At 53.9% G+C, this 24,560-nt stretch carries 16 protein-coding genes, 1 tRNA gene and 1 pseudogene; 9 read left to right on the top strand and 9 right to left on the bottom strand.

Annotated elements, in window-relative coordinates; translation table 11 throughout:
- Positions 1-204: 204 nt before the first annotated feature.
- A complete protein-coding gene (locus tag ACJ8PL_RS16935) occupies positions 205-1,773 on the bottom strand; it encodes an ABC transporter substrate-binding protein (protein ID WP_261420084.1) in 1,569 nt (522 codons plus the stop codon).
- A 196-nt stretch (positions 1,774-1,969) separates the two neighbouring features.
- On the bottom strand, positions 1,970-2,989 hold the full coding sequence (argF, locus tag ACJ8PL_RS16930) for an ornithine carbamoyltransferase (protein ID WP_048795039.1): 1,020 nt from the start codon (positions 2,987-2,989) through the stop codon (positions 1,970-1,972).
- Between the two features lie 162 nt (positions 2,990-3,151).
- On the opposite strand from argF, the gene rraB reads away from it, so the two are divergent.
- Together rraB and miaE are read left to right on the top strand one after the other, a co-directional pair.
- Positions 3,152-3,577 (top strand): ribonuclease E inhibitor RraB, encoded by a 426-nt coding sequence (gene rraB, locus ACJ8PL_RS16925; protein ID WP_004933365.1) that lies wholly within the window; start codon positions 3,152-3,154, stop codon positions 3,575-3,577.
- Between the two features lie 180 nt (positions 3,578-3,757).
- Positions 3,758-4,522, top strand: a complete 765-nt coding sequence (gene miaE / locus ACJ8PL_RS16920; RefSeq protein WP_015376459.1) for a tRNA isopentenyl-2-thiomethyl-A-37 hydroxylase MiaE — start codon at positions 3,758-3,760, stop codon at positions 4,520-4,522.
- A gap of 15 nt (positions 4,523-4,537) precedes the next feature.
- Here the strand turns inward: miaE and ACJ8PL_RS16915 are convergent, their stop codons facing one another.
- The 5 genes from ACJ8PL_RS16915 to pepA all read right to left on the bottom strand — a co-directional run bounded on the left by ACJ8PL_RS16915 (position 4,538) and on the right by pepA (position 12,010).
- Positions 4,538-6,145, bottom strand: coding sequence for a GMC family oxidoreductase (locus ACJ8PL_RS16915; RefSeq protein ID WP_016929278.1), 1,608 nt, complete (start codon positions 6,143-6,145; stop codon positions 4,538-4,540).
- A 227-nt stretch (positions 6,146-6,372) separates the two neighbouring features.
- Positions 6,373-6,876, bottom strand: coding sequence for a GNAT family N-acetyltransferase (locus ACJ8PL_RS16910; RefSeq protein WP_442531297.1), 504 nt, complete (start codon positions 6,874-6,876; stop codon positions 6,373-6,375).
- A gap of 199 nt (positions 6,877-7,075) precedes the next feature.
- A complete protein-coding gene (locus tag ACJ8PL_RS16905) occupies positions 7,076-9,952 on the bottom strand; it encodes a valine--tRNA ligase (protein ID WP_442531296.1) in 2,877 nt (958 codons plus the stop codon).
- A 12-nt stretch (positions 9,953-9,964) separates the two neighbouring features.
- Positions 9,965-10,414 (bottom strand): DNA polymerase III subunit chi, encoded by a 450-nt coding sequence (locus tag ACJ8PL_RS16900; protein WP_016929275.1) that lies wholly within the window; start codon positions 10,412-10,414, stop codon positions 9,965-9,967.
- 84 nt (positions 10,415-10,498) lie between these two features.
- Positions 10,499-12,010, bottom strand: coding sequence for a leucyl aminopeptidase (gene pepA / locus ACJ8PL_RS16895; RefSeq protein WP_004933352.1), 1,512 nt, complete (start codon positions 12,008-12,010; stop codon positions 10,499-10,501).
- A 282-nt stretch (positions 12,011-12,292) separates the two neighbouring features.
- On the opposite strand from pepA, the gene lptF reads away from it, so the two are divergent.
- From lptF to ACJ8PL_RS16860, 7 genes and pseudogenes are all read left to right on the top strand, one after another.
- Positions 12,293-13,387, top strand: coding sequence for an LPS export ABC transporter permease LptF (lptF, locus tag ACJ8PL_RS16890; RefSeq protein ID WP_016929274.1), 1,095 nt, complete (start codon positions 12,293-12,295; stop codon positions 13,385-13,387).
- Positions 13,387-14,457, top strand: coding sequence for an LPS export ABC transporter permease LptG (gene lptG, locus ACJ8PL_RS16885; RefSeq protein ID WP_004933350.1), 1,071 nt, complete (start codon positions 13,387-13,389; stop codon positions 14,455-14,457). Before lptF ends, lptG begins: the two co-directional genes overlap by 1 nt.
- A gap of 136 nt (positions 14,458-14,593) precedes the next feature.
- Positions 14,594-15,310 carry a helix-turn-helix transcriptional regulator gene (locus ACJ8PL_RS16880; protein WP_242141285.1) on the top strand — a complete coding sequence of 239 codons (717 nt, stop codon included), beginning with the start codon at positions 14,594-14,596 and terminating at the stop codon, positions 15,308-15,310.
- A 1,070-nt stretch (positions 15,311-16,380) separates the two neighbouring features.
- Positions 16,381-16,465 (top strand) — tRNA-Leu (locus ACJ8PL_RS16875).
- 198 nt (positions 16,466-16,663) lie between these two features.
- A pseudogene (locus ACJ8PL_RS16870) lies at positions 16,664-17,409 on the top strand (tyrosine-type recombinase/integrase); the annotation flags it as partial.
- 236 nt (positions 17,410-17,645) lie between these two features.
- Positions 17,646-18,671, top strand: coding sequence for a hypothetical protein (locus ACJ8PL_RS16865; RefSeq protein WP_306376574.1), 1,026 nt, complete (start codon positions 17,646-17,648; stop codon positions 18,669-18,671).
- A gap of 41 nt (positions 18,672-18,712) precedes the next feature.
- Entirely contained in the window at positions 18,713-19,990 is a 1,278-nt protein-coding gene (locus ACJ8PL_RS16860; RefSeq protein WP_306376575.1) for an MBL fold metallo-hydrolase, read from the top strand.
- Positions 19,991-21,044: 1,054 nt separating this feature from the next.
- On the opposite strand, the gene ACJ8PL_RS16855 is transcribed toward ACJ8PL_RS16860, so the two are convergent.
- Together ACJ8PL_RS16855 and ACJ8PL_RS16850 are read right to left on the bottom strand one after the other, a co-directional pair.
- Entirely contained in the window at positions 21,045-22,112 is a 1,068-nt protein-coding gene (locus tag ACJ8PL_RS16855; RefSeq protein WP_306376576.1) for a hypothetical protein, read from the bottom strand.
- On the bottom strand, positions 22,105-24,276 hold the full coding sequence (locus tag ACJ8PL_RS16850) for a sensor histidine kinase (protein ID WP_442531295.1): 2,172 nt from the start codon (positions 24,274-24,276) through the stop codon (positions 22,105-22,107). Before ACJ8PL_RS16850 ends, ACJ8PL_RS16855 begins: the two co-directional genes overlap by 8 nt.
- Between the last annotated feature and the right edge of the window lie 284 nt (positions 24,277-24,560).

Here is a 24,560-nt window from a genome sequence, read left to right as displayed (position 1 = left end):
GTTTAGCAACAGGAGAAACAACGGCAGCTGGCCGCCGATAGGCAGTCGGTTTTGTCGATTGCGGCTAACAAAACAAACGTCGTTTTTCATGCTTTCTCCTGGCAAATTGTGGCGCATTATACTCGCGCTTTTCGCCACTGCAAGCGTTAAAACGCCGTTTTTTGCCGCCCCGCAATCGATTGGCCGGCGATGGCCGCTCGCCGGCTATTTGCTGACGCGATCGTAGTAGACCATGTCGGCGTTCAACCCTTGTTGATAGCCTTTGACGTTGTCGCGCAGCACCACTTCGGTTTTAGCCTGATCGATAAACACGTACGGCGAACTGCGCTGCAGCTCCTGCTGCATGGCGGTGTACAGCGCGCGGCGCTTGGCCGGATCGGCTTCGGCCAGCGCCGCCAGCGTCTGCTTATTCAACTGCGGGATCTGCCAGCCGTTCAGCCCGGCCACCGTGCTGCTCTTGCCGTCGTTGTAAGCGAAGGCGCTGGCGTTGGAGTGGGCGTCGAAGTAATCCGGGATCCACAGCCGGATCGCCGCCTGATGCTGTCTGGCGCGCACGCGCGAGTAAACCTGGCTGCCCGCGGCCGGCAGCAGCTCGATCTTCACGCCGGCGGCGGCGAAGCTGCCCTGCAGCGCCTGCGCGATGGTGATGAACGGCGGTTTGTTCTCCACGTCCAGCGTAAAGGCGGCGTGGGTGATGCCCGCCTTGGCCAGGATGGCTTTCGCCTTGGCCGGATCGTAGCTGAACGGGTTGGTCTCCAGCGCGCCCGGCAGCCCGACCGGCAGGAAGCTCTGGTGCACGAAGTATTGGCCCTTCAGCAGATCCTTCGTGATGCCCTGATAATCCACCAAGTAGCGCGCCGCTTCCCAGAAGGCCGGGTTGTTCAGCAGCGGATTGGCGCCGTTGCCGGTGTTGAACACCAGATAGTTTTGCTCGGCGGACGGGATCTCCAGCACCTTGACGCCCGGCTGGTTCTTCAGCGTGTCGGTCTGGTCGGCGCCCAGTTCGCGGGCGATATCGGCGTCGCCCTGCTGGAGCAGCAGGCGGCGGGTGGCCGGATCCGGCACGTTTTTAATGATGATGTTTTTCAGCTGCGGCTTGTCGCCCGGCGAGGTGGGGTTGGCGTCCAGCACGATCGCCTGGTGCGGCTGATAGACGCGCATCTTGAACGGGCCGCTGCCGGCGGAGTGCATCTTCAGCCAGGCGTTGCCGAAGTCGCCGTCTTTGACGTTGGCCAGCGCCGCTTTGCTGTCGACGATCGAGGCGATCGGCGTCGAGAGGATATTCAGCGCCACCGCCGGACTGACGTCCGCCGTCCAGCGCAGCTGCACGGTATGTTCGTCGATCTTCTTGAGCTGCGCGTCGATGTTGTCCGGCTGCCAGCCGAGCACGTTGAGGATGAACGCCGGCGACTTGTTCATTTTCACCGCGCGGCTGTAGGAGAAGATCACGTCGTCGGCGGTCAGCGGGTTGCCGGAGGCGAACGCCGCCTGCGGCCGCAGCTTCACCGTCAGCGTTTTGGCCGCCGCATCGCTCTGCCAGCTTTCCGCCAGCACCGGCGCCACCTTGGCCGGATCGTCGCGATCCGCCTGCACCAAGCGCTGGTACAGGCTGGGCACCGTCTGGATGCTGGAGAGTTCGTTGGCTTCCGCCGGATCGAGGCTGACGATGTCATCCAGCGATTGCACCACCACCAGCGTATTCGGCGGCGTGGCGGCTAACACGGCGGCAGGCAGGGCGGCGAGCAGGAACAGCGGCAAGAGTTTGGCTTTCATCGGTGTATATCCCCTGAAGGCGCCACAAGGTGGCGCTGAGAACGGTTTGTTATCGTTGGTTTTTACGGCGCGGGCGCCGTCGGCCTGTCACGGTAGAACCTTTGCCGGCGGCGGGCAAAGGTCAATGCGCTATTTGATATTCCTGGAATATATTAGCCGCCCTGGCCGGGGGCGCCAGGGCGGAGGAGGAGGATTGTCAGAGGGTTTCGCTCAGCGTGGCGACCAGCACCGCCTTGATGGTATGCAGCCGGTTTTCCGCCTGATCGAACACCACGCTGTGCGCTGACTCGAACACCTCGTCGGTCACTTCCATGCCGCCGTGCAGATCGTACTGCTGCGCCATCTGCTTGCCGAGCGTGGTTTGGTCGTCGTGGAACGCCGGCAGGCAGTGCAGGAACTTCACGTTCGGGTTGCCGGTCAGTTTCAGCATCGCCATGTTGACCTGATACGGCCGCAGCAGCGCGATACGCTCTTGCCAGGTTTCTTTCGGTTCGCCCATCGACACCCACACGTCGGTGTAGAGGAAGTCGGCGTCTTGCACCCCTTCGGCGATGTCTTCGGTCAGGGTGAGTTTCGCGCCGGTTTGCTGCGCCAGCGCCTGGCATTCGGCCACCAGCTCCGGCTGCGGCCAGCAGGCCTTCGGCGCCACCAGCCGCAGATCCATGCCCGCCAGCGCGGCGGCTTCCAGCAGCGTGTTGCCCATGTTGTTACGCGCGTCGCCGACGTACGCCAGCTTCACTTCACTCAGCGCCTTGCCCGGCAGGTGTTCCTGCACGGTGAGCAGATCCGCCAGCAATTGGGTAGGGTGGAACTCGTCGGTCAGGCCGTTCCACACCGGCACGCCGGCATGTTCCGCCAGGGTTTCCACCAGCGCCTGGCCGTAGCCGCGATACTGAATGCCGTCGTACAGGCGGCCCAGCACACGGGCGGTGTCTTTCATCGACTCTTTATGGCCGATCTGGCTGCCGCTTGGGCCGAGATAGGTCACCTGCGCGCCCTGATCGAATGCGGCAACTTCGAAAGAGCATCGCGTGCGGGTCGAGTCTTTTTCGAAGATGAGCGCAATGTTTTTGCCCTGCAGCCGGCGCGGTTCCCGCCCCTGCTTTTTGGCCTGTTTCAGATCGGCCGCCAGCTTCAGCAGCGCCTGCAGTTCGGCGGGGGTGAAATCCATTAACCTCAGAAAGTGACGTTGGTAGAACGCATTGCCGGTGCTCATAGTCCGATTCCCTGATTGTTTAATTGAATTAAAATTCACTTTATATGTATGAATATTCAATTTCAACCCCGACGAGGAAATCTTTCACGTTTATCGTGGAAGCAATGTCGGCGGTGTGTGAAAATAGAAGGAATGAAGGCCATTTGACTTGAGGATATAGGCATGGCAAACCGCGAATTGCTGGAAGAACAACGTGAAGAGACCCGCCTGATCATCGAAGAACTGCTGGAAGACGGCAGCGATCCGGACGCGCTCTACACCATCGAGCACCATCTGTCCGCCGAGAAATTTGAGGTTCTGGAGCAGGCCGCCGTTGAAGCCTTCAAGTTGGGCTACGAAGTGACCGACGCCGAAGAGCTGGAAGTGGAAGACGGTTCGCTGGTGATGTGCTGCGACGTGATCAGCGAAGTCGGCCTGAATGCCGAACTGATCGACGCCCAGGTCGAGCAGCTGGTGGCGCTGGCGGAACGCTGCGGCGTCAACTACGACGGCTGGGGCACCTACTTCGAAGATCCGAACGGTGAAGACGGTGAGGATGACGAAGACGGCGACTACATCGACGAAGACGACGACGGCAAACGCCACTAATTCCTTTCCTATTAATGCCTGTGGGCCGGCTCTCGCCGGCCCCTGATATCCCCGTCGTCTTTCAAGCTGCAGCGTTGTTGGCTGCACTCTCTCACCCCAGTCACTTACCTGAGTAAGCTCCTGGGGATGAGTGAGCTGGCCGCCTAGCTGCAACTTGAAATACATAGGGCAATGAAGCCGATGACATACCAATCCCTGTTAGCCCCGATTTTAAGCTTCCTGCACTGTGAAACTCCCGATGCCTGGATCGACGCCGCGCGCCGTCCGGAAAACCTGCAGCTGTTGCTGACCGACCACCTGGTGTGCGAGCTGAAGGCCGCGCAGACCGGCATGTGGCTGATCCGCCGTTACGTGGCGGACAAAGAGAGCGGCGACGCGCTGTTGGCGCTGCTGCGGCCCTACGAGGCGTTTCTGCACGAAGCGCAGGGCGCGCCGGACACGCTGTTCCGCCAGGGCCAGTTCACCCGCAAGATCCTGCCGAAAAACGGCTCGGCCTACGGCCAGGATCTGGCGGATCGCATGGTGCTGTTGATCAAGGAAGAGCTGCATCACTTCTCGCAGGTGCTGGAGATCATGCAGGCGCGCGGGATCCCGTATCGCAAGATCACCGCCAGCCGCTACGCCAAGGGCATGATCCGCGAGATCCGCACCCACGATCCGGCGACGCTGATCGATAAACTGATCTGCGGCGCCTACATCGAAGCGCGATCCTGCGAACGCTTCGCCAAGCTGGCGCCGCACCTGGACGACGAGTTGAACCGCTTTTACGTTTCGCTGCTGCGATCCGAAGCGCGGCATTACCAGGACTACCTGACATTGGCCGAGCAGATCGCCGGCGGCGACATCAGCGAACGGGTGGCGCATTTCGGCCGCCTCGAAGCTGAGCTGATCCTGTCGCCGGACAGCGAGCTGCGCTTCCACAGCGGCGTGCCCGCCGCCGCCTGACGTTGAGGCGCGCCCTTACTGCGGCGCGCCCAGCAACAAATCTACCGCTTTTTCCGCCAGCATGATGGTCGGCGCATTGGTGTTGCCGCTGGTGAGCTGCGGCATCACCGAGCAGTCGATCACCCGCAGCCGTTCAAAACCGTGCACCCGCAGCTGCGGATCGGTCACCGCGTCCTGTGGCGACGGCCCCATGCGGCAACTGCCCACCGGGTGATACACCGTCTTGCAGAAGTTGCGCACGAATTCTTCCAGCTGCGCTTCATCGCGCGTCCACTCCGGCTGCGGCATCAGCAGATCTTTGATCAGCGGCTTCAGCGCCGCGGTTTGCAGGAAATCCAGGCCGAACTTCACCGCGCGCACGCTGCCGGCCAGATCGTCCGGGTGGCCGAGGTAGTTGGCGTGCAGCTTGACCGGATCGCGCGGGTTGCTGCTGCGCAGCTGCACTTCGCCGCGCGCCTTCGGCTGCAGGTAGCCGACCTTGAGCGTGAAGCCGTGAATGTTCGGCAGCGGCTCGCCGGGCACGTCGTCCCAGCTGTCCAGCAGCGGCAGAAAGTGGATCTGCACGTCCGGCCGGCCGTCGCCCTGGCTGTCGGTGAAGGCGGCGCCTTCCAGCACGTTGGATGAGAGCACCCCGCTGCGAAACGCCAGCCACTGCGCGCCGTGGCTCAGCGCCTGCAGGCCGCGATCGGCGCCGAACAGGCTGATCGGCTCGCGGGTGCTGACGTTGATCGACATATGCAGATGGTCGTGGAAGTTTTTGCCCACCGGCAGATCCGCCCGCACCTCGATGCCCAGCTGCTGCAGGTGGTCGCGCGGGCCGATGCCGGACAGCATCAGCAGCTTCGGCGAACCGACCGCGCCGGCGCTGACGATCACCTCTTTGGTGGCGCGCGCGGTCACTTCGGCGCCTCCGTTCTGGCTGTAGACCACGCCGGTGGCGACGTTGCCCTCGAAGGTCAGCCGATGCGCCAGGGCGTTCAGTTTCACCACCAGCCGCCGTTCGTCGCGCACCGCCTTCAGGTAGGTGCGGGCGGTGCTGGCGCGTTCGCCGTTGTGGGTGGTGGTTTGGTAGAAACCGACGCCGTGCTGGCTGTCGCCGTTGAAGTCGTTGCGATAGGGCAGGTTCAGCTCCTGGCCGGCGCGGATAAACGCCATGCTGAGCGGGTGGCGATAGCGGTTTTCGCTGACCGGCAGCAGCCCGTCGGCGCCGTGGTAGTCGTCCGACAGGCTTTCGTTGGCCTCGGCGCGCTTGAAGTAGGGCAGCACCTCGCGGTAGCTCCAGCCGGCGCAGCCGTAGCGTTCGGCCCAGTCGTCGTAGTCCTGCGGCTGGCCGCGCAGGTAGATCATGCCGTTGACCGAACTGCTGCCGCCCAGCACCTTGCCCTGCGCGATCTGCATGCGGCGGTTATTGGCGTGCGGTTCCGGTTCCGTCTCATAAGGCCAGCTCTTTTTGGCGATGATTTTGGCCACCCCGGCCGGCATCTTGATAAACAGGTTATTGTCGTCGCCGCCGGCTTCCAGCAGCAGCACCCGCGCCTGGGTGCGGCGGATCAGCTGCGCCGCCAGCACGCAGCCGGCGGAACCGGCACCGACGATGATGTAATCAAAGGTATTTTCCGACATGACAGCTCTCCGTGCGCGATTGGGATACTGGCAGAGTAACGCGGGGGAAAAAGCGGTCAATTTGCGATCGTTAATTTATTAACGAACTTCACATTAAATTTACATCGTGGTTTTAAACGTAAGTTTATCTGCTTGAAAAACGGCGTTATAGCGAGTTTTACTGATTGATTGCGATATTAATAAAAAAGGCGCAGCAAGCTGCGCCCTGATGAAGAGGCAGGGGAGGATTACAGCGTTTTCAGCATGGTGACTTCACAATCGACATGGCCGGTGGCGCCCATCGCGTGGTCGATGTGTTCAAAGCCCAGGTGTTCGTACAGCGCGACGGCCTGCGTCAGGCTGGCGGTGGTTTCGAGATAACAACAGCGGAAGCCGTGCTGGCGGGCGAAATCCAGCGCCTGCAGCGCCAGGCGTTTCGCCAATCCCTTGCCGCGCAACACCGGCAGGAAATACATCTTCTGCAATTCGCAAATATCGTCTGTGCCGCCCTGCAGCGGCGCGATGCCGCCGCCGCCGGCGACCTGGCCGTCCACCTCGATCACCCAGTAAGCGCTGCGCGGCAGGCTATAGAGCTGATACAGGGCATCCAGGTTGGGATCGGAGACGGTATAGCCTTTATCCGCCGTCAGGCCGTGCTCGGCGGAGACTTCGCGAATGACGTGAGCAATGGCGGCATTGTCTTCCGCCGTGATGGGGCGCACCAGCAGGCGCGCCGGGGTTGCTGTTGTCATGTTTACACTCGCCATTGAAAGAGACCACGTTCGTTTTTCGTTTTTATCGCAGCACGAAACGCGCCGGGGGTTATTTCCCGGCGGCGTCCCTGCAGCAGTAATATCTTGTAATAACATCTAACCCGGCCCGGATGCAACGGCGATAAAAAAACAGCGGGGAAGACCCCGCTGTTTTCAGGCGTTGGCGTGAGCCGGTGGATTACAGCGCGGCGATGGTCGCCTGCTGTTCCTGCAGCTTCACTTTGCCTTCTTTGCAGGCCGCCAGGCGATCGCGTTCTTTGGCGACCACCGCTTCCGGCGCGCGCGCCACGAAGCCTTCGTTCGCCAGCTTGCCTTCGATCGAAGCGATTTCCGCATCCAGTTTGCCCATCTCTTTGGCCAGACGCGCGATCTCGGCGTCCTTGTCGATGAAACCGGCCATCGGGATCAGCAACTCGGCGCCGTCCACCAGCTTAGTGACGGAAACCGGGCCTTTCTCACCGGCCGGCAGCAGCGCGATGGATCCCAGGCGCGCCAGGCGGGCGATAAAGTTTTGGTTCTCCTGCACGCGGCGCTGGGCATCGGCGCTGCAGTTGCGCAGCAGTACGTCGAGCGCTTTGCTTGGCGCGATGTTCATCTCGGCGCGGATGTTGCGCACGGCGATGATGGTTTGCTTGATCCACTCCAGATCGTTCAGCGCCTGCTCGTCTTCCAGCGCGGCGTCGTAGGCCGGGAACGGCTGCAGCATGATGGTGTCTGCGGCCGTGCCGGTCAGCGGCTTCACGCGCTGCCAGATGGTTTCGGTGATGAACGGAATGATCGGGTGCGCCAGGCGCAGCAGCGCTTCCAGCACGGTGATCAGCGTGTGGCGGGTGCCGCGCTGTTCCGCTTCGCTGCCGTTGCTCACCACAGGCTTGGTCAGCTCCAGATACCAGTCGCAGAACTGGTTCCAGGTGAATTCGTACAGGATGTTGGCCGCCAGATCGAAGCGGTAGGTATCCAGCGCTTCACGGTAGGCTTTCACCGTGCGGTTGAATTCGGCCAGGATCCAGCGATCCGCCAGCGACAGCACTTTCTCGCCGCCGTTGAAGCCGCAGTCGTGCGCCTCGGTGTTCATCAGCACGAAGCGGCTGGCGTTCCACAGCTTGTTACAGAAGTTGCGGTAGCCTTCCAGGCGCTTCATGTCCCAGTTGATGTCGCGGCCGGTCGAGGCCAGCGCCGCTAGGGTGAAGCGCAGGGCGTCGGTGCCGTGCGGCTCGATGCCGTTCGGGAACTGCTTCTCGGTGCGCTTGCGGATTTTCTCCGCCAGCTGCGGCTGCATCATATTGCCGGTGCGTTTTTCCAGCAGGTCTTCCAGCGAGATGCCGTCGACCATGTCCAGCGGATCGATCACGTTGCCTTTGGATTTGGACATCTTCTGGCCTTCGTCGTCGCGGATAAGACCGGTCATGTAGACGGTCTTGAACGGCACCTGCGGCTTGCCGTTTTCATCCTTGATGAAGTGCATGGTCAGCATGATCATGCGCGCGATCCAGAAGAAGATGATGTCGAAGCCGCTGACCATCACGCTGGTCGGGTGGAAGGTTTTCAGCGCGTCGGTCTGCTCCGGCCAGCCCAGGGTGGAGAAGGTCCACAGGCCGGACGAGAACCAGGTGTCCAGCACGTCTTCGTCCTGGGTCAGCGCCACGTCGGCGCCCAGGTTGTTCTCGCTGCGCACTTCTTCTTCGCTGCGGCCCACATAGACTTTGCCGTTCACGTCGTACCAGGCCGGGATGCGGTGGCCCCACCACAGCTGACGCGAGATGCACCAGTCCTGAATGTCGCGCATCCAGCTGAAGTACATGTTTTCGTACTGCTTCGGCACGAACTCGATTTGGCCCTGTTCGACCGCTTCCACCGCCACTTTGGCCAGCGGCGCGGTGCGCACGTACCATTGGTCGGTCAGCATCGGCTCGATCACCACGCCGCCGCGGTCGCCGTAAGGCACCGTCAGGTCGTGCGGTTTGATCTCGTCCAGCAGGCCCAGATTTTCGAAGGCGGCGACCACCGCTTTACGCGCCGCGAAGCGCTCCAGGCCGCGGAACTCGGCCGGGATCTCGCTGCAGTAGTCGGTGCAGACTTCGCCCAGGGTGTTGAACACTTCAGCTTCCTGACGGATGTCGCCGTCGAAGGTCAGAATGTTGATCATCGGCAGGCCGTGGCGTTTGCCGACTTCGTAGTCGTTGAAATCGTGCGCCGGGGTGATCTTCACGCAGCCGGTGCCTTTTTCCATATCGGCGTGTTCGTCGCCGACGATGCGGATGCGGCGGCCGACCAGCGGCAGAATGATCTCTTTGCCGATCAGGTCTTTATAGCGCGGATCTTCCGGGTTGACCGCCACGCCGGTATCGCCCAGCACGGTTTCCGGACGGGTGGTGGCGACCACCAGGTAGTCTTTGCCCTCGGCGGTTTTCGCGCCGTCGGCCAGCGGATAGCGCAGGTGCCACATCGAGCCTTTGGATTCGCGGTTTTCCACTTCCAGATCGGAGATGGCGGTGCGCAGCTTCGGATCCCAGTTCACCAGGCGCTTGCCGCGGTAGATCAGATCTTCTTTGTGCAGACGGACAAACACTTCGCGCACCGCGTTCGACAGGCCTTCGTCCATGGTGAAGCGCTCGCGCTCCCAGTCCACGGAGTTGCCCAGACGGCGCATCTGGCGGGTGATGGTGCCGCCGGATTCCGCCTTCCACTGCCAGATCTTGTCGATGAACGCGTCACGGCCGTAGTCGTGGCGGGTTTTGCCTTCTTCCGCGGCGATCTTGCGCTCCACCACCATCTGGGTGGCGATGCCGGCGTGGTCGGTGCCCGCCTGCCACAGGGTGTTTTTACCCTGCATGCGTTGATAGCGAATCATGGTGTCCATGATGGTCTGCTGGAACGCGTGGCCCATGTGCAGGCTGCCGGTGACGTTCGGCGGCGGGATCATGATGCAGAAGCTTTCCTGGCTGGTGTCGCCGTTCGGCTTGAAGTAACCCTGACTCTCCCAGTGATCGTACAGCTTCTGTTCGATCTGTTTTGGGTCGTATGCGGTGTCGAGCTGACTGTTTGTCTTTTCCATTCTTTATCGTATTCAGTGAGTTGGCGGCGTAGCCGTGGTCAAATGGAAGCCGACGCTGCGATAGGCCTTGTAACGGTCGCGCGCCAACTGTTTCAGAGTGTCTTCGTAAGGAACGAAGTCTACCACTTCATGGAAAGCGGTAGCAAAGTCGGCAAACTGCGGCAGCAGGGCGATCAGCAGATCGCGCGGGGCGTTGCCGCGCTTGCCGGGCCAGCACAGTTCCACCGGCGCGCCGTAGTGCGGCCCTTCGCCGGCCAGGTTGTGCGGCACGAATTCATGCGGCTCGCGCTGCCACAGCGCTTCGTCCAGCCGCTGGGCCTGCTCCTGGCTCTCGCAGGCGATCAGCACCCGCTTGCCGGAACGCCAGCGTTCGGCGGCAACGGCGCAGGCCACGGCCTCATGGGCGCTGAGCGCGCCTGACGGTTCCGCGTTGTCGAGCAAATAAAACGTCGCCTGTTTCATTAAGGATCCACCGCTGCCGATAAAAAAATGTAGGGGCACAGCATGCTGTGCCCCTTGGGATTATACCTGAATTACCGCTCAGATTTAATCGTCGCCGTTCAGGCCTGCACGGTTGAGCAAGAACTGCGACAGCAGCGCCACCGGGCGGCCGGTCGCGCCCTTGGCTTTACCGGAGCGCCAGGCGGTGCCGGCGATATCCAGGTGCGCCCAGGTGTACTTGCGGGTGAAGCGCGACAGGAAGCAGGCGGCGGTGATGGCGCCGCCAGGGCGGCCACCGATGTTCGCCATGTCGGCGAAGTTGGAGTCCAGCTGCTCGTAGTACTCGTCGGCCATCGGCAGGCGCCAGGCGCGGTCGCCGGCCTGCTCGGAAGCGCCCAGCAGCTCGTGCGCCAGCGGATTGTGGTTCGACATCAGGCCGGTGATGTGGTGGCCCAAGGCGATCACGCAGGCGCCGGTCAGGGTGGCGATGTCGATCACCAGCTCCGGCTCAAAGCGCTCGACGTAGGTCAGGGTGTCGCACAGCACCAGGCGGCCTTCGGCGTCGGTGTTGAGCACCTCGACGGTCTGGCCGGACATGGTGGTCAGCACGTCGCCCGGACGATACGCCCGGCCGCCCGGCATGTTTTCACAGCCGGCCAGCACGCCGATCACGTTCAGCGGCAGATTCAGCTCCGCCACCACGCGCATCACGCCGTACACGGTCGCCGCGCCGCACATGTCGTATTTCATCTCGTCCATGCCGTCGGCCGGTTTGATCGAGATGCCGCCGGAGTCGAAGGTCAGCCCTTTGCCTACCAGCACGATCGGCTTAGCGTCCGGATTTGGGTTGCCCTTATATTCCATCACCGACATCAATGATTCGTTCTGCGAACCGGCGCCGACCGCCAGATAGGCGTTCATGCCCAGCTCTTTCATCTGCTGTTCGCCGATGACGCGGGTGGTGATGTTGGTGCTGAAGGCGTCCGCCAGCTGACGGGCCTGCGAGGCCAGGTAGCCGGCGTTACAGATGTTCGGCGGCATGTTGCCGAGATCTTTGGCCGCCTTGATGCCGGAAGCCACCGCCAGGCCGTGCTGGATGGCGCGCTCGCCGCTGGTGAGCTCACGGCGGGTCGGCACGTTGAACACCATTTTGCGCAGCGGACGACGCGGCTCCACCTTGTTGCTTTTCAGCTGATCGAAGGTGTAGAGCGTCTCTTTGGCGGTTTCCACCGCCTGACGCACTTTCCAGTAGGTGTTGCGGCCTTTCACGTGCAGCTCGGTCAGGAAACAGACCGCTTCCATCGAGCCGGTGTCGTTGAGGGTATTGATGGTTTTCTGGATCACCTGCTTGTATTGGCGCTCATCGAGCTCGCGCTCTTTGCCGCAGCCGATCAACAGGATGCGCTCGGAGAGAATGTTGGGCACATGGTGCAGTAGCAGCGTCTGCCCGACCTTGCCTTCCAGTTCGCCGCGGCGCAGCAATGCGCTGATATAACCATCACTGATTTTGTCGAGTTGTTCTGCGATAGGGGACAGGCGGCGCGGTTCGAAAACGCCGACTACAATACAGGCACTGCGCTGTTTTTCCGGGCTACCGCTTTTTACACTGAACTCCATGCACTCTCCTGAATCTTAAAGACAAAGGCGGACGCTACGGCTAGAATAACCGACTCCGTAACGATCTCCCGCCATTTGAGTTAACGGATTATGTTAACCTGAACGGCGTAAATTGCTCTGTTTTGGCGACTATAAGCAAGTTCCTATAGGACACCCAAACGGCTTGATGTTGTAATACTATTTTAGCTGTGAAGGTTGCCATATGATGAGAATAAATGGCGGATTAGCGATGAAATTATCGATTTTCCTGCAAAAAGACAAGTTTTCACAGGCGTAATAAGCGTGATCATCATAAGATATCTGGTACGGGAAACGCTCAAGAGCCAAATCGCCATCCTGTTCATCCTGCTTCTGATCTTCTTTTGTCAGAACCTGGTCAGGGTGTTGGGCGACGCGGTGGACGGCAATATCCCGACAAACTTAGTACTCTCTCTGCTCGCTCTGGGCGTGCCGAAGATGGCGCAGCTCATCCTGCCTTTGAGCCTGTTTCTCGGCTTGCTGATGACGCTTGGGCGGTTGTATACCGAGAGCGAAATCACCGTCATGCACGCCTGCGGGCTGGGCAAACGCACCCTGATTATCGCCGCCATGATCCTGGCGCTGTTCACCTCTGCGGTCGCGGCGGTGAACGTGTTCTGGGCCGGCCCCTGGGCCTCGCGCTATCAGGACGTGGTGGTGAACGAAGCCAAGGCCAACCCGAGCATCGCCGGGCTGGCGGAAGGGCAGTTCAAACCCTCGCAAGACGGCAACGCGGTGCTGTTTATCGGCAACGTGAAGGGCAGCACCTTCAACGACGTGTTCCTGGCGCAGCTGCGGCCGAACGGCAACCAACGCCCGTCGGTGGTGGTGGCCGAGCACGGCAACATCGTGCAGCAGAAAGACGGCTCGCAGGTGGTGACGCTCGACAAGGGCACCCGTTTTGAAGGCACCGCGCTGCTGCGCGATTTCCGCATTACCGACTTCACCGACTACAAGGCGGTGATTGGCCACCGCACCGTGGCGGCGGACAACACCGAATCCGAACAGATGTCGATGCAGACGCTGTGGGAATCCGACGATCCGGACGCGCGCGCCGAGCTGCACTGGCGCCTGACGCTGGTAGTGTCGGTGGCGCTGATGGCGCTGCTGGTGGTGCCGCTCAGCGTGGTGAACCCGCGCCAGGGCCGCGTGCTGAGCATGCTGCCGGCCATCCTGCTGTATCTGATCTTCTTCCTGCTGCAGACCTCGCTGCGCTCCAACGCCGGCAAGGGCAAGCTGGATCCGATGCTGTGGCTGTGGCTGGTTAACGGCGTTTACTTCGCGATCGCGCTGGCGCTGAACCTGTGGGATACCGTGCCGATGCGCAAGCTGCGCGCACGCCTGAGAGGAGCGGCCTGATGTTTGGCGTATTAGACCGGTATATCGGTAAAACGATTTTCAACACCATCATCATGACGCTGTTCATGCTGGTGTCGCTGTCCGGCATCATCAAGTTCGTCGATCAGCTGCGCAAGGTCGGCCAGGGCGAATACACCGCGCTGAGCGCCGGCATGTACACCCTGCTGAGCGTGCCGAAAGACATCGAGATCTTCTTCCCGATGGCGGCGCTGCTCGGCGCGCTGCTCGGCCTGGGCCAGCTGGCGACGCGCAGCGAACTGGTGGTGATGCAGGCTTCCGGCTTCACCCGCCTGCAGATCGCCGGCTCGGTGATGAAAACCGCCATTCCGCTGGTGCTGCTGACCATGGCGATCGGCGAGTGGGTGGCGCCGCAGGGCGAGCAGATGGCGCGCAACTACCGCGCCCAGCAGATGTACGGCGGCTCGCTGCTCTCCACCAAGAGCGGGCTGTGGGCGAAGGACGGCAACGACTTCATCTACATCGAGCGCGTCTCCGGCGATAAAGAACTCTCCGGCGTGAACATCTACCACTTCAACGATCAGCGTCGCCTCGAGACGGTGCGCTATGCCGCCACCGCCAGCTTCGAGAACGGCCTGTGGCAGCTTTCGCAGGTGGACACCTCGGATCTGACCAACCCGAAACAGGTGACCGGCACCCAGACGCTGACCGGCGAATGGAAAACCAACCTGACCCCGGACAAGCTGGGCGTAGTGGCGCTGGATCCGGATTCGCTCTCCATCAGCGGGCTGCACAACTACGTGAAGTACCTGAAGCAGAGCGGCCAGGAAGCCAGCCGTTACCAGCTCAACATGTGGAGCAAAATCTTCTCGCCGCTGTCGGTGGCGGTGATGATGCTGATGGCGCTGTCGTTCATCTTCGGCCCGCTGCGCAGCGTGCCGATGGGCATCCGCGTGGTGACCGGCATCAGCTTCGGCTTCCTGTTCTACGTGCTGGATCAGATCTTCGGCCCGCTGAGCCTGGTGTACAGCATGCCGCCGGTGCTGGGCGCGTTGTTGCCGAGCATGCTGTTCCTGCTGATCAGCGTGTATATGCTGCTCAAACGCAAGTAGCGGAGCAAGCGGTAGTGAAGAAAGGCGTGGCCGCGGGGCCGCGCCTTTTTTGTGGGTGCGGCATGCCCCCCGCCTGCGGTTTTTGTCGTGCTATAGTCACCTCAGCGGCAATGCAGGGAGAGGGAGCTGGCAGCCAATGGAAGATGAATATAATCTCAGCAACATTATCGGCAAGCGCCTGGAAGCGGCACTAGGAGAGTTGGGCGATCTCCTGTGGGCATATGTGGTGTTATCCAAAAAAGACATTGCCTGCATCTTTGGCGTCACCAACTACCCGAGTGAATGGGTAAAAAAGTATCAAGAGCAGGGGTTGCAGTACATTGATCCGGTGGTGCTTACCGCCCGTAACCGCCTGACCCCCTTCGCCTGGGACGAGCAAATCATGGCCGACGCAGGGCTGCACTTTCCCGAACTGTTCGAACAGGCCCGCGAGTTTGGCGTGACGCACGGCTATACCTTCGTGCTGCACGATTACAACGACAACCTCGTCACGCTTTCCTTTGCCTTCAGCGCGGAACAGAAAATGGCGGCCATCCAGGCGCTCACCGAGCGTAAAGGCGACATTTCGGTATTGCTGGCCTCAATCCATGAGTCGTACCTGGCGCTGTCCCCACTGTCAGCAAAAAACGCCGCAGCGCTGGAGAGAAACGCCCGCTTTACCGACAGGGAAAACGAGATCCTCTATTGGGCCAGCGTGGGTAAAACCTACCAGGAAACGGCGATGATCCTGGGCATCAAGACCGGCACCATCAAGTTTCATATGTCCAACGTCGTCAAAAAGCTGGGGGTCACGAATGCCCGACATGCCGTGCGCTTGGGGATGGAGCTGCGGCTGATTAAACCGGTGGAATGACGGGCATGCTAGCCCGTGGAATACTGAGGCAACGACTGCGCAGAACTCATCAGCGGGATACGTCTAAAGTGAGAAAATATCGGCTGGCGAACAGCGTCTTTCGATTCAGGAAATGACGGGCGTTAAATCGGTATTGAGTTGGCGCCGAGGCGATTAACGTAAAGGCCGCAATAACGTATCGGCCCCGAACTCTGCGATATGAAATAATCACCTATCTGAACTTATAAAGGTCTAGTAAGGGACTGTACTTTAGTCTAACTGGTTTCTCACCCCTTGAGGCGATACAATTTCCCGGTAATGTTTTGATAAAAAATACAAAAAAAAACCTGACCGCGTAGGGCCAGGTTGCCAATATTGGCCAACACCAGGGAAAATTTTCTTGCACCATCTTAAAGCGATTAACTCCGCAGAGGCAAGCGATCTCAGCTGGTTTTTAGGCATTAACCAGCCATTTTGTTAGGTATGTGCGCTATTTTCTGGTGATTTTAGTTCGAAGCCTATCCAACCGAAAATACCGTCTCTTTTTTGATGGCGTTATTCCTCTCTTTATATTTCCCGTCTGATATTTACCAATGAAAAAATAGTGTTCTCGGAATGTTACGCAACCTCATTCTTTATTGGCTGACACATTGTTATGCAATTATTTGCAGCGTTGTCATTGCGGCTGGGGATTATTTTGTTTTTGACAGGCGCTGGGTGGTACAGTGGTGATGGGAGAGGCGGGTTGCGGCGTGCCGGGCTCCTGAACTTGTTTCGCTAGCTGGGCGAGCGGTTCTGGCTAGTGAGAGTGAATGACGTACGGCACATGAACCATCATTGTGCTGCGCAACGATGCTGGAATCTGGAATCGGACGGTATTGCGTGAGTGCGGCGCCTGATCCTGGATGCTCGTTGCAATAGCCTGATGCTCATCATCAACGCGGTTGTGAAGGGTGCGCAGCGGGAAGAGGGGGCGTGCAAACGCGCGTGGCGGCGGTTTTTTCGACACTTAACTCATTGAACAACGGATAAGTGTTGCGTGCTGGTCGCGGGAAGGTATAATTCACCCGTTTTCCGCATACTACTTCAGTGCCGAAGTGGCGAAATCGGTAGACGCAGTTGATTCAAAATCAACCGTAGAGATACGTGCCGGTTCGAGTCCGGCCTTCGGCACCATCGGAACATCAATAGACGTCAATGGACGTCTTTTTTTGTGCCTGAAATCCAGTATCCGCAAGGCTTTCCTCGCTTTTTCACTCGACCTAAGTCAACCTGATTTAATCTACATCAACTTACTGATGCGGGTACAACTGCGGGTATATCTCGGTTCGATAATGTTTGTACCCACACAGAACCCTTGAAAGGATACTCATCATGGCTCTGAGTGATGTGAAGGTTCGTTCGGCAAAGCCTGAAGCAAAAGCCTACAACCTACTGACGGTGAAGGCATGGTGTTGCTGGTTCACCCTAACGGCTCCAAATACTGGCGGCTTCGTTATCGTTTTGGCGGTAAGGAGAAGATGCTAGCTCTGGGGAGATACCCTGAGGTTTCGCTAGCGGATGCCAGGGCACGCAGGAATGAGGCCCGTAAGCTATTAGCTAATGGCGTCGATCCCGGTGAGAATAAGAAAGCCGTTAAGGTAGAACAAGAACAAGAGGAGATAACGTTTGAAGTGGTTGCCAGATACTGGCACGCTAGCAATCAAAAAGTGGTCTGAGTCGTATAGTGGCCGTGTTCTTAAAAGTTTGGAAGATAATTTGTTCGATGCGATTGGTTAGCGAAGTATTGCAGAGTTAAAAACAGAGATCTGCTTACACCGATTACAGTCGTGGAGATATCTGGAGGTCTTGAGGTGGCGGCGCGTCTATAACAACGGACAACAGTAATTATGTGATTTGCCGTGCAGAGCGGTTTAATCGATTACAACCCCGCACAAGAGATCGCTGGAGCGGCTGCTACAGCTAAGCGACAGCATCGCGCTGCGTTAGAACTTAATCGCATTCCTGAACTACTTCATCGAATAGATACCTACACTGGCAGACCTCTCACTCGACTGGCGATGGAACTAACGCTATTAGTATTCATACGATCTAGTGAACTGCGTTTCGCACGCTGGTCAGGTAACCTAGTTTCCTAGAACCATGCGAACAGCACGTTTACGAACTTCAAGGGGAAATCGGTTATGTGTTGTTATCCAGGTTACCTTTCACAAAGAGTGTAGCTTCTAGGATTGCCTGTGTGGTTCAACAAGTAATCTTTTTATTTACTGCTGGTAATTTTTCTTTCATGATTTTTATTATTAATAATTCTGTTATAATTCATAGACTTTAACGAAGCTTGTTCAGCGAGGACCTAATGAGTAACAAACGTCCCAATATCGTTTATGTCGTCGGTGCCGGTCTTTCTGCCGGTTTAGGCTTTCCAACAATAGGTAATCTCCTACCAAAAATGTGGGGGAGACTCGAGGAAAAGAAGATTGCAGATGACCTCAGTAAAATTATACGGTTTCACCATCCAAATTTTAATCCCGCACTGGAAGAAACATATCCAAACATAGAGCAGTTGCTTTCAGAAATGCAGGCAAATGAGCAATTATTTGATTCCAGTAGACCAGCAACAGGAAACTTCACATCTGAAAAACTGCAAGATCAGCGACAAAACCTTCTACTCGAATTGGCAACATGGTTCCATGAATTAAAAGATATAGCCCTAAAAAAACCTCCAGAATGGCTGAAACAGTTAGTTTCAGAAATGAAGGCGGAGAATGCACAAGTAATTTCATTCAATTGGGATCTGGTTCTTGATCAGCTTCTCTTTGGGAAGGATCTTGATTCGAGCTGTTATGGATTTGGTGAACATAAAGATCGTGTCAGGCTGATTAAGCCACACGGCTCATTAAACTGGTACGAGATGCGCACAGGGAAATATATTAAAGATGAGAAAAAAATAGACCTGACAGGTACTGGGAAAGACAAAGTATTTGCCTTTCGCCCTTATCGCTCACCGAAATCTACAAAGCGTGAATACATGCCATTAATTGTCCCTCCAGTATATGCAAAACAGTTTGAAGGGGATGTTTTTCAGCGTTTATGGCAAGAAACTGTTTCTGTTTTAAGTACTGCAAGTGAAGTTCGCTTCCTTGGATACTCATTGGCACCAGCTGATTTTCACGCTCGCTTCATATTGCGATGTGGTTTTCATAACCAGGATTTCGGTGCCCTGAAGGTAGATGGTAGCAGAGAGGAACCTACCGGGCACGCTAAAGTGACCATCGTTGATCCTCATGGTAAACCAGTATTTGACCGTATTACTGATGTAGTTGGACGGGACTGTATCAAACGAAAAAAAACAATTGAAGATTGGTTCAATTCAAGACGATAACGGGAAGGGCATTTTTGCATGATTGGCTAAGGGAAGATAAAATGAATAATACTAAGGTAATTCAACATTTTCACTCTGTCGGTAATGGGACGTTCAAAACGGGTTCTGTTTTTAACTGGAGCGACGGTAACCAGTTTAATTGGGTCTATGACTGTGGTTCCACCAGTCCCTCAACTCTTAATCGCATCTTCAGGGACATCACCATGCATAAGGGGTGGCCCGGTTACATTGACATGCTGGTTCTTTCCCACTTTGATGATGATCACGTAAATGGTGTTGAAACACTTCTCAAACATAACCATGTAAAATCGTTGGTTCTTCCCTTCTCTGAGTGGGCCCAAAGCGTACGCGAAATTTCAGTTCTTGGAAAAAAAGGGGTCTCCTCCTCCACGGCTCTTTTACAACTCAATCCACTGCAATGGCTAGCATCCAGAGATTTTGATGTTCAGGTTGACGAAGTTTTACTCGTTCAGGGAGGTTCTGACAGGCCTAGTCCTGTCTCCGATAATTTCCCAAAGGACGATGATCCTAGGGCGTTTAGCGAGAACTACTTTACTTTTAACCAACGCTCTATGTTGGGTAGGACAACGATCAAAACTGTGCGACACAATCACCCTATTTATTCCCATAAGAGTGATCTTGAATTTGTCTTTTATAATGCAGAGAAAGATTTCAAAGAATTGGGGCTCATTGTAAAAAAGGGTGGGAAATGGTGTGCGAAAAATTCAGGCAGGCCTCTTACTGATGTGAAAGCAGATATTCAAAATACAATCGAAAGCATTAATCTGCATATCCCATCTTCGACTATGCCTCTGGGATGGCGTAAGACATTGAAGAGTTGCTACGAGAAACATTTCGGCCAAACAGGTAAGGCAAAAAATAATATATCACTTTGTATGTATACAGCTCCCGCTCGAAATAATGTCAGCGATTTTTTGGTAATACGTAACTCCCAAGTGCAAAACTATCCATTTCATCCTACTTATCTGTTTTATCCGCAATATACTCTATTTCAAACTTCGCGTCTGGCAACTTTGTGCACCGGCGATATTACCCTCACTAGTAGCGTGATCGCAGATCTTAAGAGTCACTTAGGCCTACAACGCTGGGATAAGCTTGGTTTAATTCAGGTTCCTCATCACGGCTCTCAGCATTCATGGAGAAGTGGAAATGCAGGATTACTGGCTCCGGCCCAATTTTTACATTGTGCTTCGGGAAGTAAGCACCATCCTCATCCTAAAGTAACGAAAGATTTGAGCGGTTTTGTTGTTCATACTGCTGATCGCACTAATGGGGTATCGATTGGCTACAATATTTGATGCTTAAAAATATGGAGCACATAATGCTGTGTTGCATTAATGGTCGTTTTTACCGAGATGCTGAAATTACTATCTATCAATTGGTTAAGGTTTGATGCTATGACGGTAACAAGGGGGAGCATGAAACAATGGATCGTTGAGTGTCTTCGGGAACGTGGTGGTAGTGCTTGGCCACGTGAAGTTTCAAAGTACGTATGGGACAGCTACGAGGCTGAGCTTAGAGATTCGGGAGATATGTTGTATACGTGGCAATATGACATTCGTTGGGCCGCTCAACAATTGAGAAACGAGGGTACTCTGAAACCAGTTAATAGACGCAGAGATTTGCCATGGGAACTAGCATCGCAAGAGTAAGTTTAATGTCCAACTCGCAGCCAAATCTGACTTTGTTCTGAGTGGATGGGAATTGATATCTCTGAAGAAAACGTTCCTGCCTGCCTGAGTCTTGCTTCGACAGCCATATCAGTGTTCTACTGGTATGGCTTTATACCCACTCGCGATGTCTATTTTTTATACGGATTTTAACTTGTGGGTACAAGTGCGGGTATAATTAATTATTCCTTCTTATAAACTACATTGATATCAGTCTGTTGGGTGTGTAATTCGAGTCCGGCCTTCGCACCATTAAGTACCGCGCGAACAAGAAGCCACCGAAAGGTGGTTTTTTTGTGCCTGGGATCTGCCTGCCGCAATTACCTACACACTTTACTCTATATTGACGTATTTCCCATTTCAGTAAAAACCGGATCTTCCTGATGCTTTCCTAAGGCCTATCTGATTGACCTTAAAGACTAAAATGGCGTTTCATTGAACCCTTTCGGATAAAGGAGTTCCAGGATGGAACCACAATAGGAAGCGAGCACGCGGGTGTTAACGCCGGGCGAAGTCAATCAGGCGCGTTTTAAAATGGCTTCCAAACTTAATTTCCTGTGTTGACAGCGACTATGCGAGGGGCAGGAAAAATTCACCATTAAATGCATAATTCGCTTTAGTGAAGCTTAAATGAAATTTCTGATGAGCATTTAATATAAACATCAGAAATTTCAATGGTAGTTTATGGTGGGGTGATGAAATTATCGAAATTTATATCTGGCTGACCTTGGCGGGCATAATAAATTGAAAATCTTGCAATAATCTCTTTAATAAATGATGATGAAACCTGTATTTCAGGTTGCGAATACATTTCAAAAAAACTATCATAAGAAACGGTTGAGATATTTCTAAAATTAATGAAACCTCCATCAAAAAAATTAGTTTTTGGAAGCCAATGAAAATACGTTGCTTTGTTATTTCTAAATGCTTTCTGCAACTCCCCTTTTTGTGAATTACTATAACCAGTATTTGGAAAGTCTGGGAACAGTTGTTGTTGTGGTATGATTTCCGCGAGTAAGATTCTATCTGTATTACACTTGTTTGGTGCACGCATTACTAAGTCGCAGGCAGGATTCATTACTACGTATTTTACGCTCCCCGTAAGCTCTGTTACAATACTTCCAGTTTTTATTTGTACTGTTAATGGGGGATATAAATACATTTCTTCTGGGTAGCTACGATCTCCATCATCATCTAATAGTTGCAATAAATGAGATAAGGCATGTCGGAGTAGTGCTTTCTCCGTTCTTTCGGGGCATTGAGAACCATATAGCATCCATTTTTCTTTTTGCGGTAGTAGATTTCCGCGGAAGACTTGATAGAGGGTAGATTCAATAATACCACGACCTCCCATAATTCTTGTTAAGCCAGTATCGTAAATTTTCCAAAAAATGTTGAGAAGATCCTCATATTTAGCACCGGGATCGCCCTTTTTAAATATACCAATATTTACGAAATCAGTATTTACTGGATCCGGAGTTCCAGTAAGAATTGCAACAGGGATTCTTAATTGAGACTGCTCAATAAGTTGTATTACTTGATTACCCTCATTTCCTTGTTCAGCCAGTTTCATATCGATAATGGCTCCGTCGAAGGTGTTATCGATTTTCTCAAGTGCTTCTTCTAGGTTTTCACACTCAATTAGTTCTATATCACGATGGGTTTGGGCTCGATAACGAATAATTGTATCTCTGCACACCTCGCGGTCTTGCTCATTATCCTCCACCAACAATAGTCTGAATTTACTCATTTGATTCATTATCCTCCGTAATCGGTTGCAGTCGGAACCACGCACCAGGCTTAGCCTCAAAGGCTTTTAACTCCAAACCATTACGCATTGCAGCTTCACCTGCAATGGCTAACCCTAATCCGGTACCCGATTTTTTTGTTGAAAATTCTGGTTCAAATATCATTTCACTTGATATGAATTTAGGCTCTATGCCTGGGCCTGTATCGTGATAATCGATATGGAGTAAAACCCCATTGTCTGTAACGATCTCTACGATTATCTGTCGGTCGGTGATTTTTTTGTTTTCCATCCAATAAAGACTATTATCAGCAAGGTTGGTGAAAATAGCATAAATATCCTGTTGCCAAGATAAGAATTTAATTCCATCTTCGCCGATAACTCTCAGCTGAACATTTTGAGTTTTCATTTCCTCCGTGAAGACAGAAAAAGAATCTTGAATTATCTTTTTTAGATCAAATAGTTTCTTAGCCACACGTTTGCCCGCGGCTAATGGATCTAGCCTACTAAATAATTTAACGAAGATGTCGGCATTTTCAGCAATTCCCTCAGCTATTGGTATAACCATTTCCAATGACTCAATATCATTTTCTTGACGAAATCTATTAGCCCAGAAACTCATGTTAGGAATCTGGTTGTTGAAGTAATTGAGAGGACGACGTCCCTCATGTAGAATAACGTTGATAATTTTGCCAAGTGTGGCTTGACCTTGATAAATAGCAACAGTTTGGCGAATATCGTCAGCTACTTTATTCTTTTCTTCAGCATCCCGATCAATTATTTCAAACACTTCACGAACCGTTTGCTGATCTACCCCACCTTTAGTTAGTCGGAAACTAATGTCTTTTTTCAAAGCATCAAAAGAAAATAGCCCTTCTAACTCACGCTCGACTTTAGTTGCAGGCCGACTTATTCCAGCTGTTCTTCTGTAATCAAATCTGCGCTCCTCCAATTTAGAAATTACCATTCTTGTGATTTCTTTCAAACGGGAAAAAGCCTTGTTCTCTTTAAGGCCATCACGTGCACTTTTTTCTACTAGGCCGGATGATTCGTCTGATTGAATAAGAACATAACCGATAACTTGGTTATTACCAATACGTAATGATGGATTTTGGATACGTTGTTCATTGAGTTTCAGCCAATCAAAGTCAGCATCTCCTAGTGGACGAATTCGAAATCCATTACGGTAAACACCAATTCCGTTGTACTTATTCAGCAATTGGCGCGCTTGAAGTTTTCCAACATAATTACCTCTTTCATCCCTTAGTCCGCGTTCAATCAACGATTCAATAGCATTTTTGTCACGGTCGTAAGCACGAATATCAAAAAATAGATCACCGCAAGAAGAACCCGTACTGCTATCGAAAATAATCTCATCCTCAAACGTATTACGTGCATTCTGTTGGGAATATCTCAATGTACCATTTCCATCGGCACCTATAAATCCGGTGATACGATAATCAAATAGATCAAATATAGGATAGGGAACGATTTTTTCTATAATGTCGTCAACATTAGGAAAACCTTCAATACTAAGTGTGATACGAAAATCTTCAGAAAAATCATTATTATTTATTGAGCTAATTGGCGGGATTAATTTTTTTAACTCAAACCTAAGTTTATTAAACTGGGTTTGATCCCACTCTTGTAACACATTAATATCTCCAGACATTGTTAGTTTTGTGCCAGAGGGTTCTAATGTAGGTATTGTCTCGATGAGGATCTCAACATCTTCAAGAAACTCAGCATTTTCAAATGCATCCCATTCAATAAAGGCTGTTGTTTTATCTCCATGATTATCTACTGTTTCTAATAGAAAATCGGTTCCTAGAATAGAAGCTGCATATCGGCCAACTCCTTTCCGTCCCTGCATTATCCTTCCAGAGGGGCTTTTTCGTCTTTCTTGTTTATCCTTGGTAGAGGGAACCATCCATTTATTAACGACGGTATCTCTGGACATACCATGCCCACGATCAGTAATGACAATTGTAGTTGTATTTAAATTTGGGGTCGCTCGAAATTCAATATGTATGTCAGGTGAGTCAGCATCATAAGCATTCTTTACCAACTCAACGACAGCTGCATAACTGTCTTGGATTAAGTCTCTTCCAATGGTGAGTATATGTCTTCCCGCTGGGCGGATTTTATAGCTAATAATTGAATCCATATTCACACTCCTGTCTTAAATTTTGCACTATTTTATCCCATTGAGCCTAGGCACGAAAACCCTGTAAAGTTATTATTGTTAACTAACAGATGATTCCGGAACAGTAACAGCCGTATATTGGCGATGTTTGCCATATTTTACTGAAATAACTTCTTTAAATTGCTAACTATAAAATGGGAAAACATAGCTTACTTGTGATTGCTCTATCAGAAGATCCCATTCAGTATATCATGTATTTTATTTCCTAGAGTAACATATCCGGGGGCGATGATGTAAACTATTAA

This window comes from Serratia sp. CY83965, assembly GCF_052166375.1.
Taxonomy (GTDB): domain Bacteria; phylum Pseudomonadota; class Gammaproteobacteria; order Enterobacterales; family Enterobacteriaceae; genus Serratia; species Serratia marcescens.
The sequence above is the reverse complement of the archived record's forward strand: the minus strand, read 5'-3'. Positions and strand labels throughout refer to the sequence as shown.

Excerpts from the sequence above, each read along its gene's own strand:
- lptG (WP_004933350.1), top strand. The coding sequence starts at position 13,387 with ATGTTTGGCGTATTAGACCGGTATATCGGTAAAACGATTTTCAACACC.
- ACJ8PL_RS16910 (WP_442531297.1), bottom strand. The coding sequence starts at position 6,876 with ATGACAACAGCAACCCCGGCGCGCCTGCTGGTGCGCCCCATCACGGCG.
- ACJ8PL_RS16900 (WP_016929275.1), bottom strand. The coding sequence starts at position 10,414 with ATGAAACAGGCGACGTTTTATTTGCTCGACAACGCGGAACCGTCAGGC.
- argF (WP_048795039.1), bottom strand. The coding sequence starts at position 2,989 with ATGAGCACCGGCAATGCGTTCTACCAACGTCACTTTCTGAGGTTAATG.
- ACJ8PL_RS16855 (WP_306376576.1), bottom strand. The coding sequence starts at position 22,112 with ATGAGTAAATTCAGACTATTGTTGGTGGAGGATAATGAGCAAGACCGC.
- ACJ8PL_RS16915 (WP_016929278.1), bottom strand. The coding sequence starts at position 6,145 with ATGTCGGAAAATACCTTTGATTACATCATCGTCGGTGCCGGTTCCGCC.
- ACJ8PL_RS16935 (WP_261420084.1), bottom strand. The coding sequence starts at position 1,773 with ATGAAAGCCAAACTCTTGCCGCTGTTCCTGCTCGCCGCCCTGCCTGCC.
- pepA (WP_004933352.1), bottom strand. The coding sequence starts at position 12,010 with ATGGAGTTCAGTGTAAAAAGCGGTAGCCCGGAAAAACAGCGCAGTGCC.
- ACJ8PL_RS16860 (WP_306376575.1), top strand. The coding sequence starts at position 18,713 with ATGAATAATACTAAGGTAATTCAACATTTTCACTCTGTCGGTAATGGG.
- ACJ8PL_RS16905 (WP_442531296.1), bottom strand. The coding sequence starts at position 9,952 with ATGGAAAAGACAAACAGTCAGCTCGACACCGCATACGACCCAAAACAG.
- miaE (WP_015376459.1), top strand. The coding sequence starts at position 3,758 with ATGACATACCAATCCCTGTTAGCCCCGATTTTAAGCTTCCTGCACTGT.
- rraB (WP_004933365.1), top strand. The coding sequence starts at position 3,152 with ATGGCAAACCGCGAATTGCTGGAAGAACAACGTGAAGAGACCCGCCTG.
- ACJ8PL_RS16850 (WP_442531295.1), bottom strand. The coding sequence starts at position 24,276 with ATGGATTCAATTATTAGCTATAAAATCCGCCCAGCGGGAAGACATATA.
- ACJ8PL_RS16880 (WP_242141285.1), top strand. The coding sequence starts at position 14,594 with ATGGAAGATGAATATAATCTCAGCAACATTATCGGCAAGCGCCTGGAA.
- ACJ8PL_RS16865 (WP_306376574.1), top strand. The coding sequence starts at position 17,646 with ATGAGTAACAAACGTCCCAATATCGTTTATGTCGTCGGTGCCGGTCTT.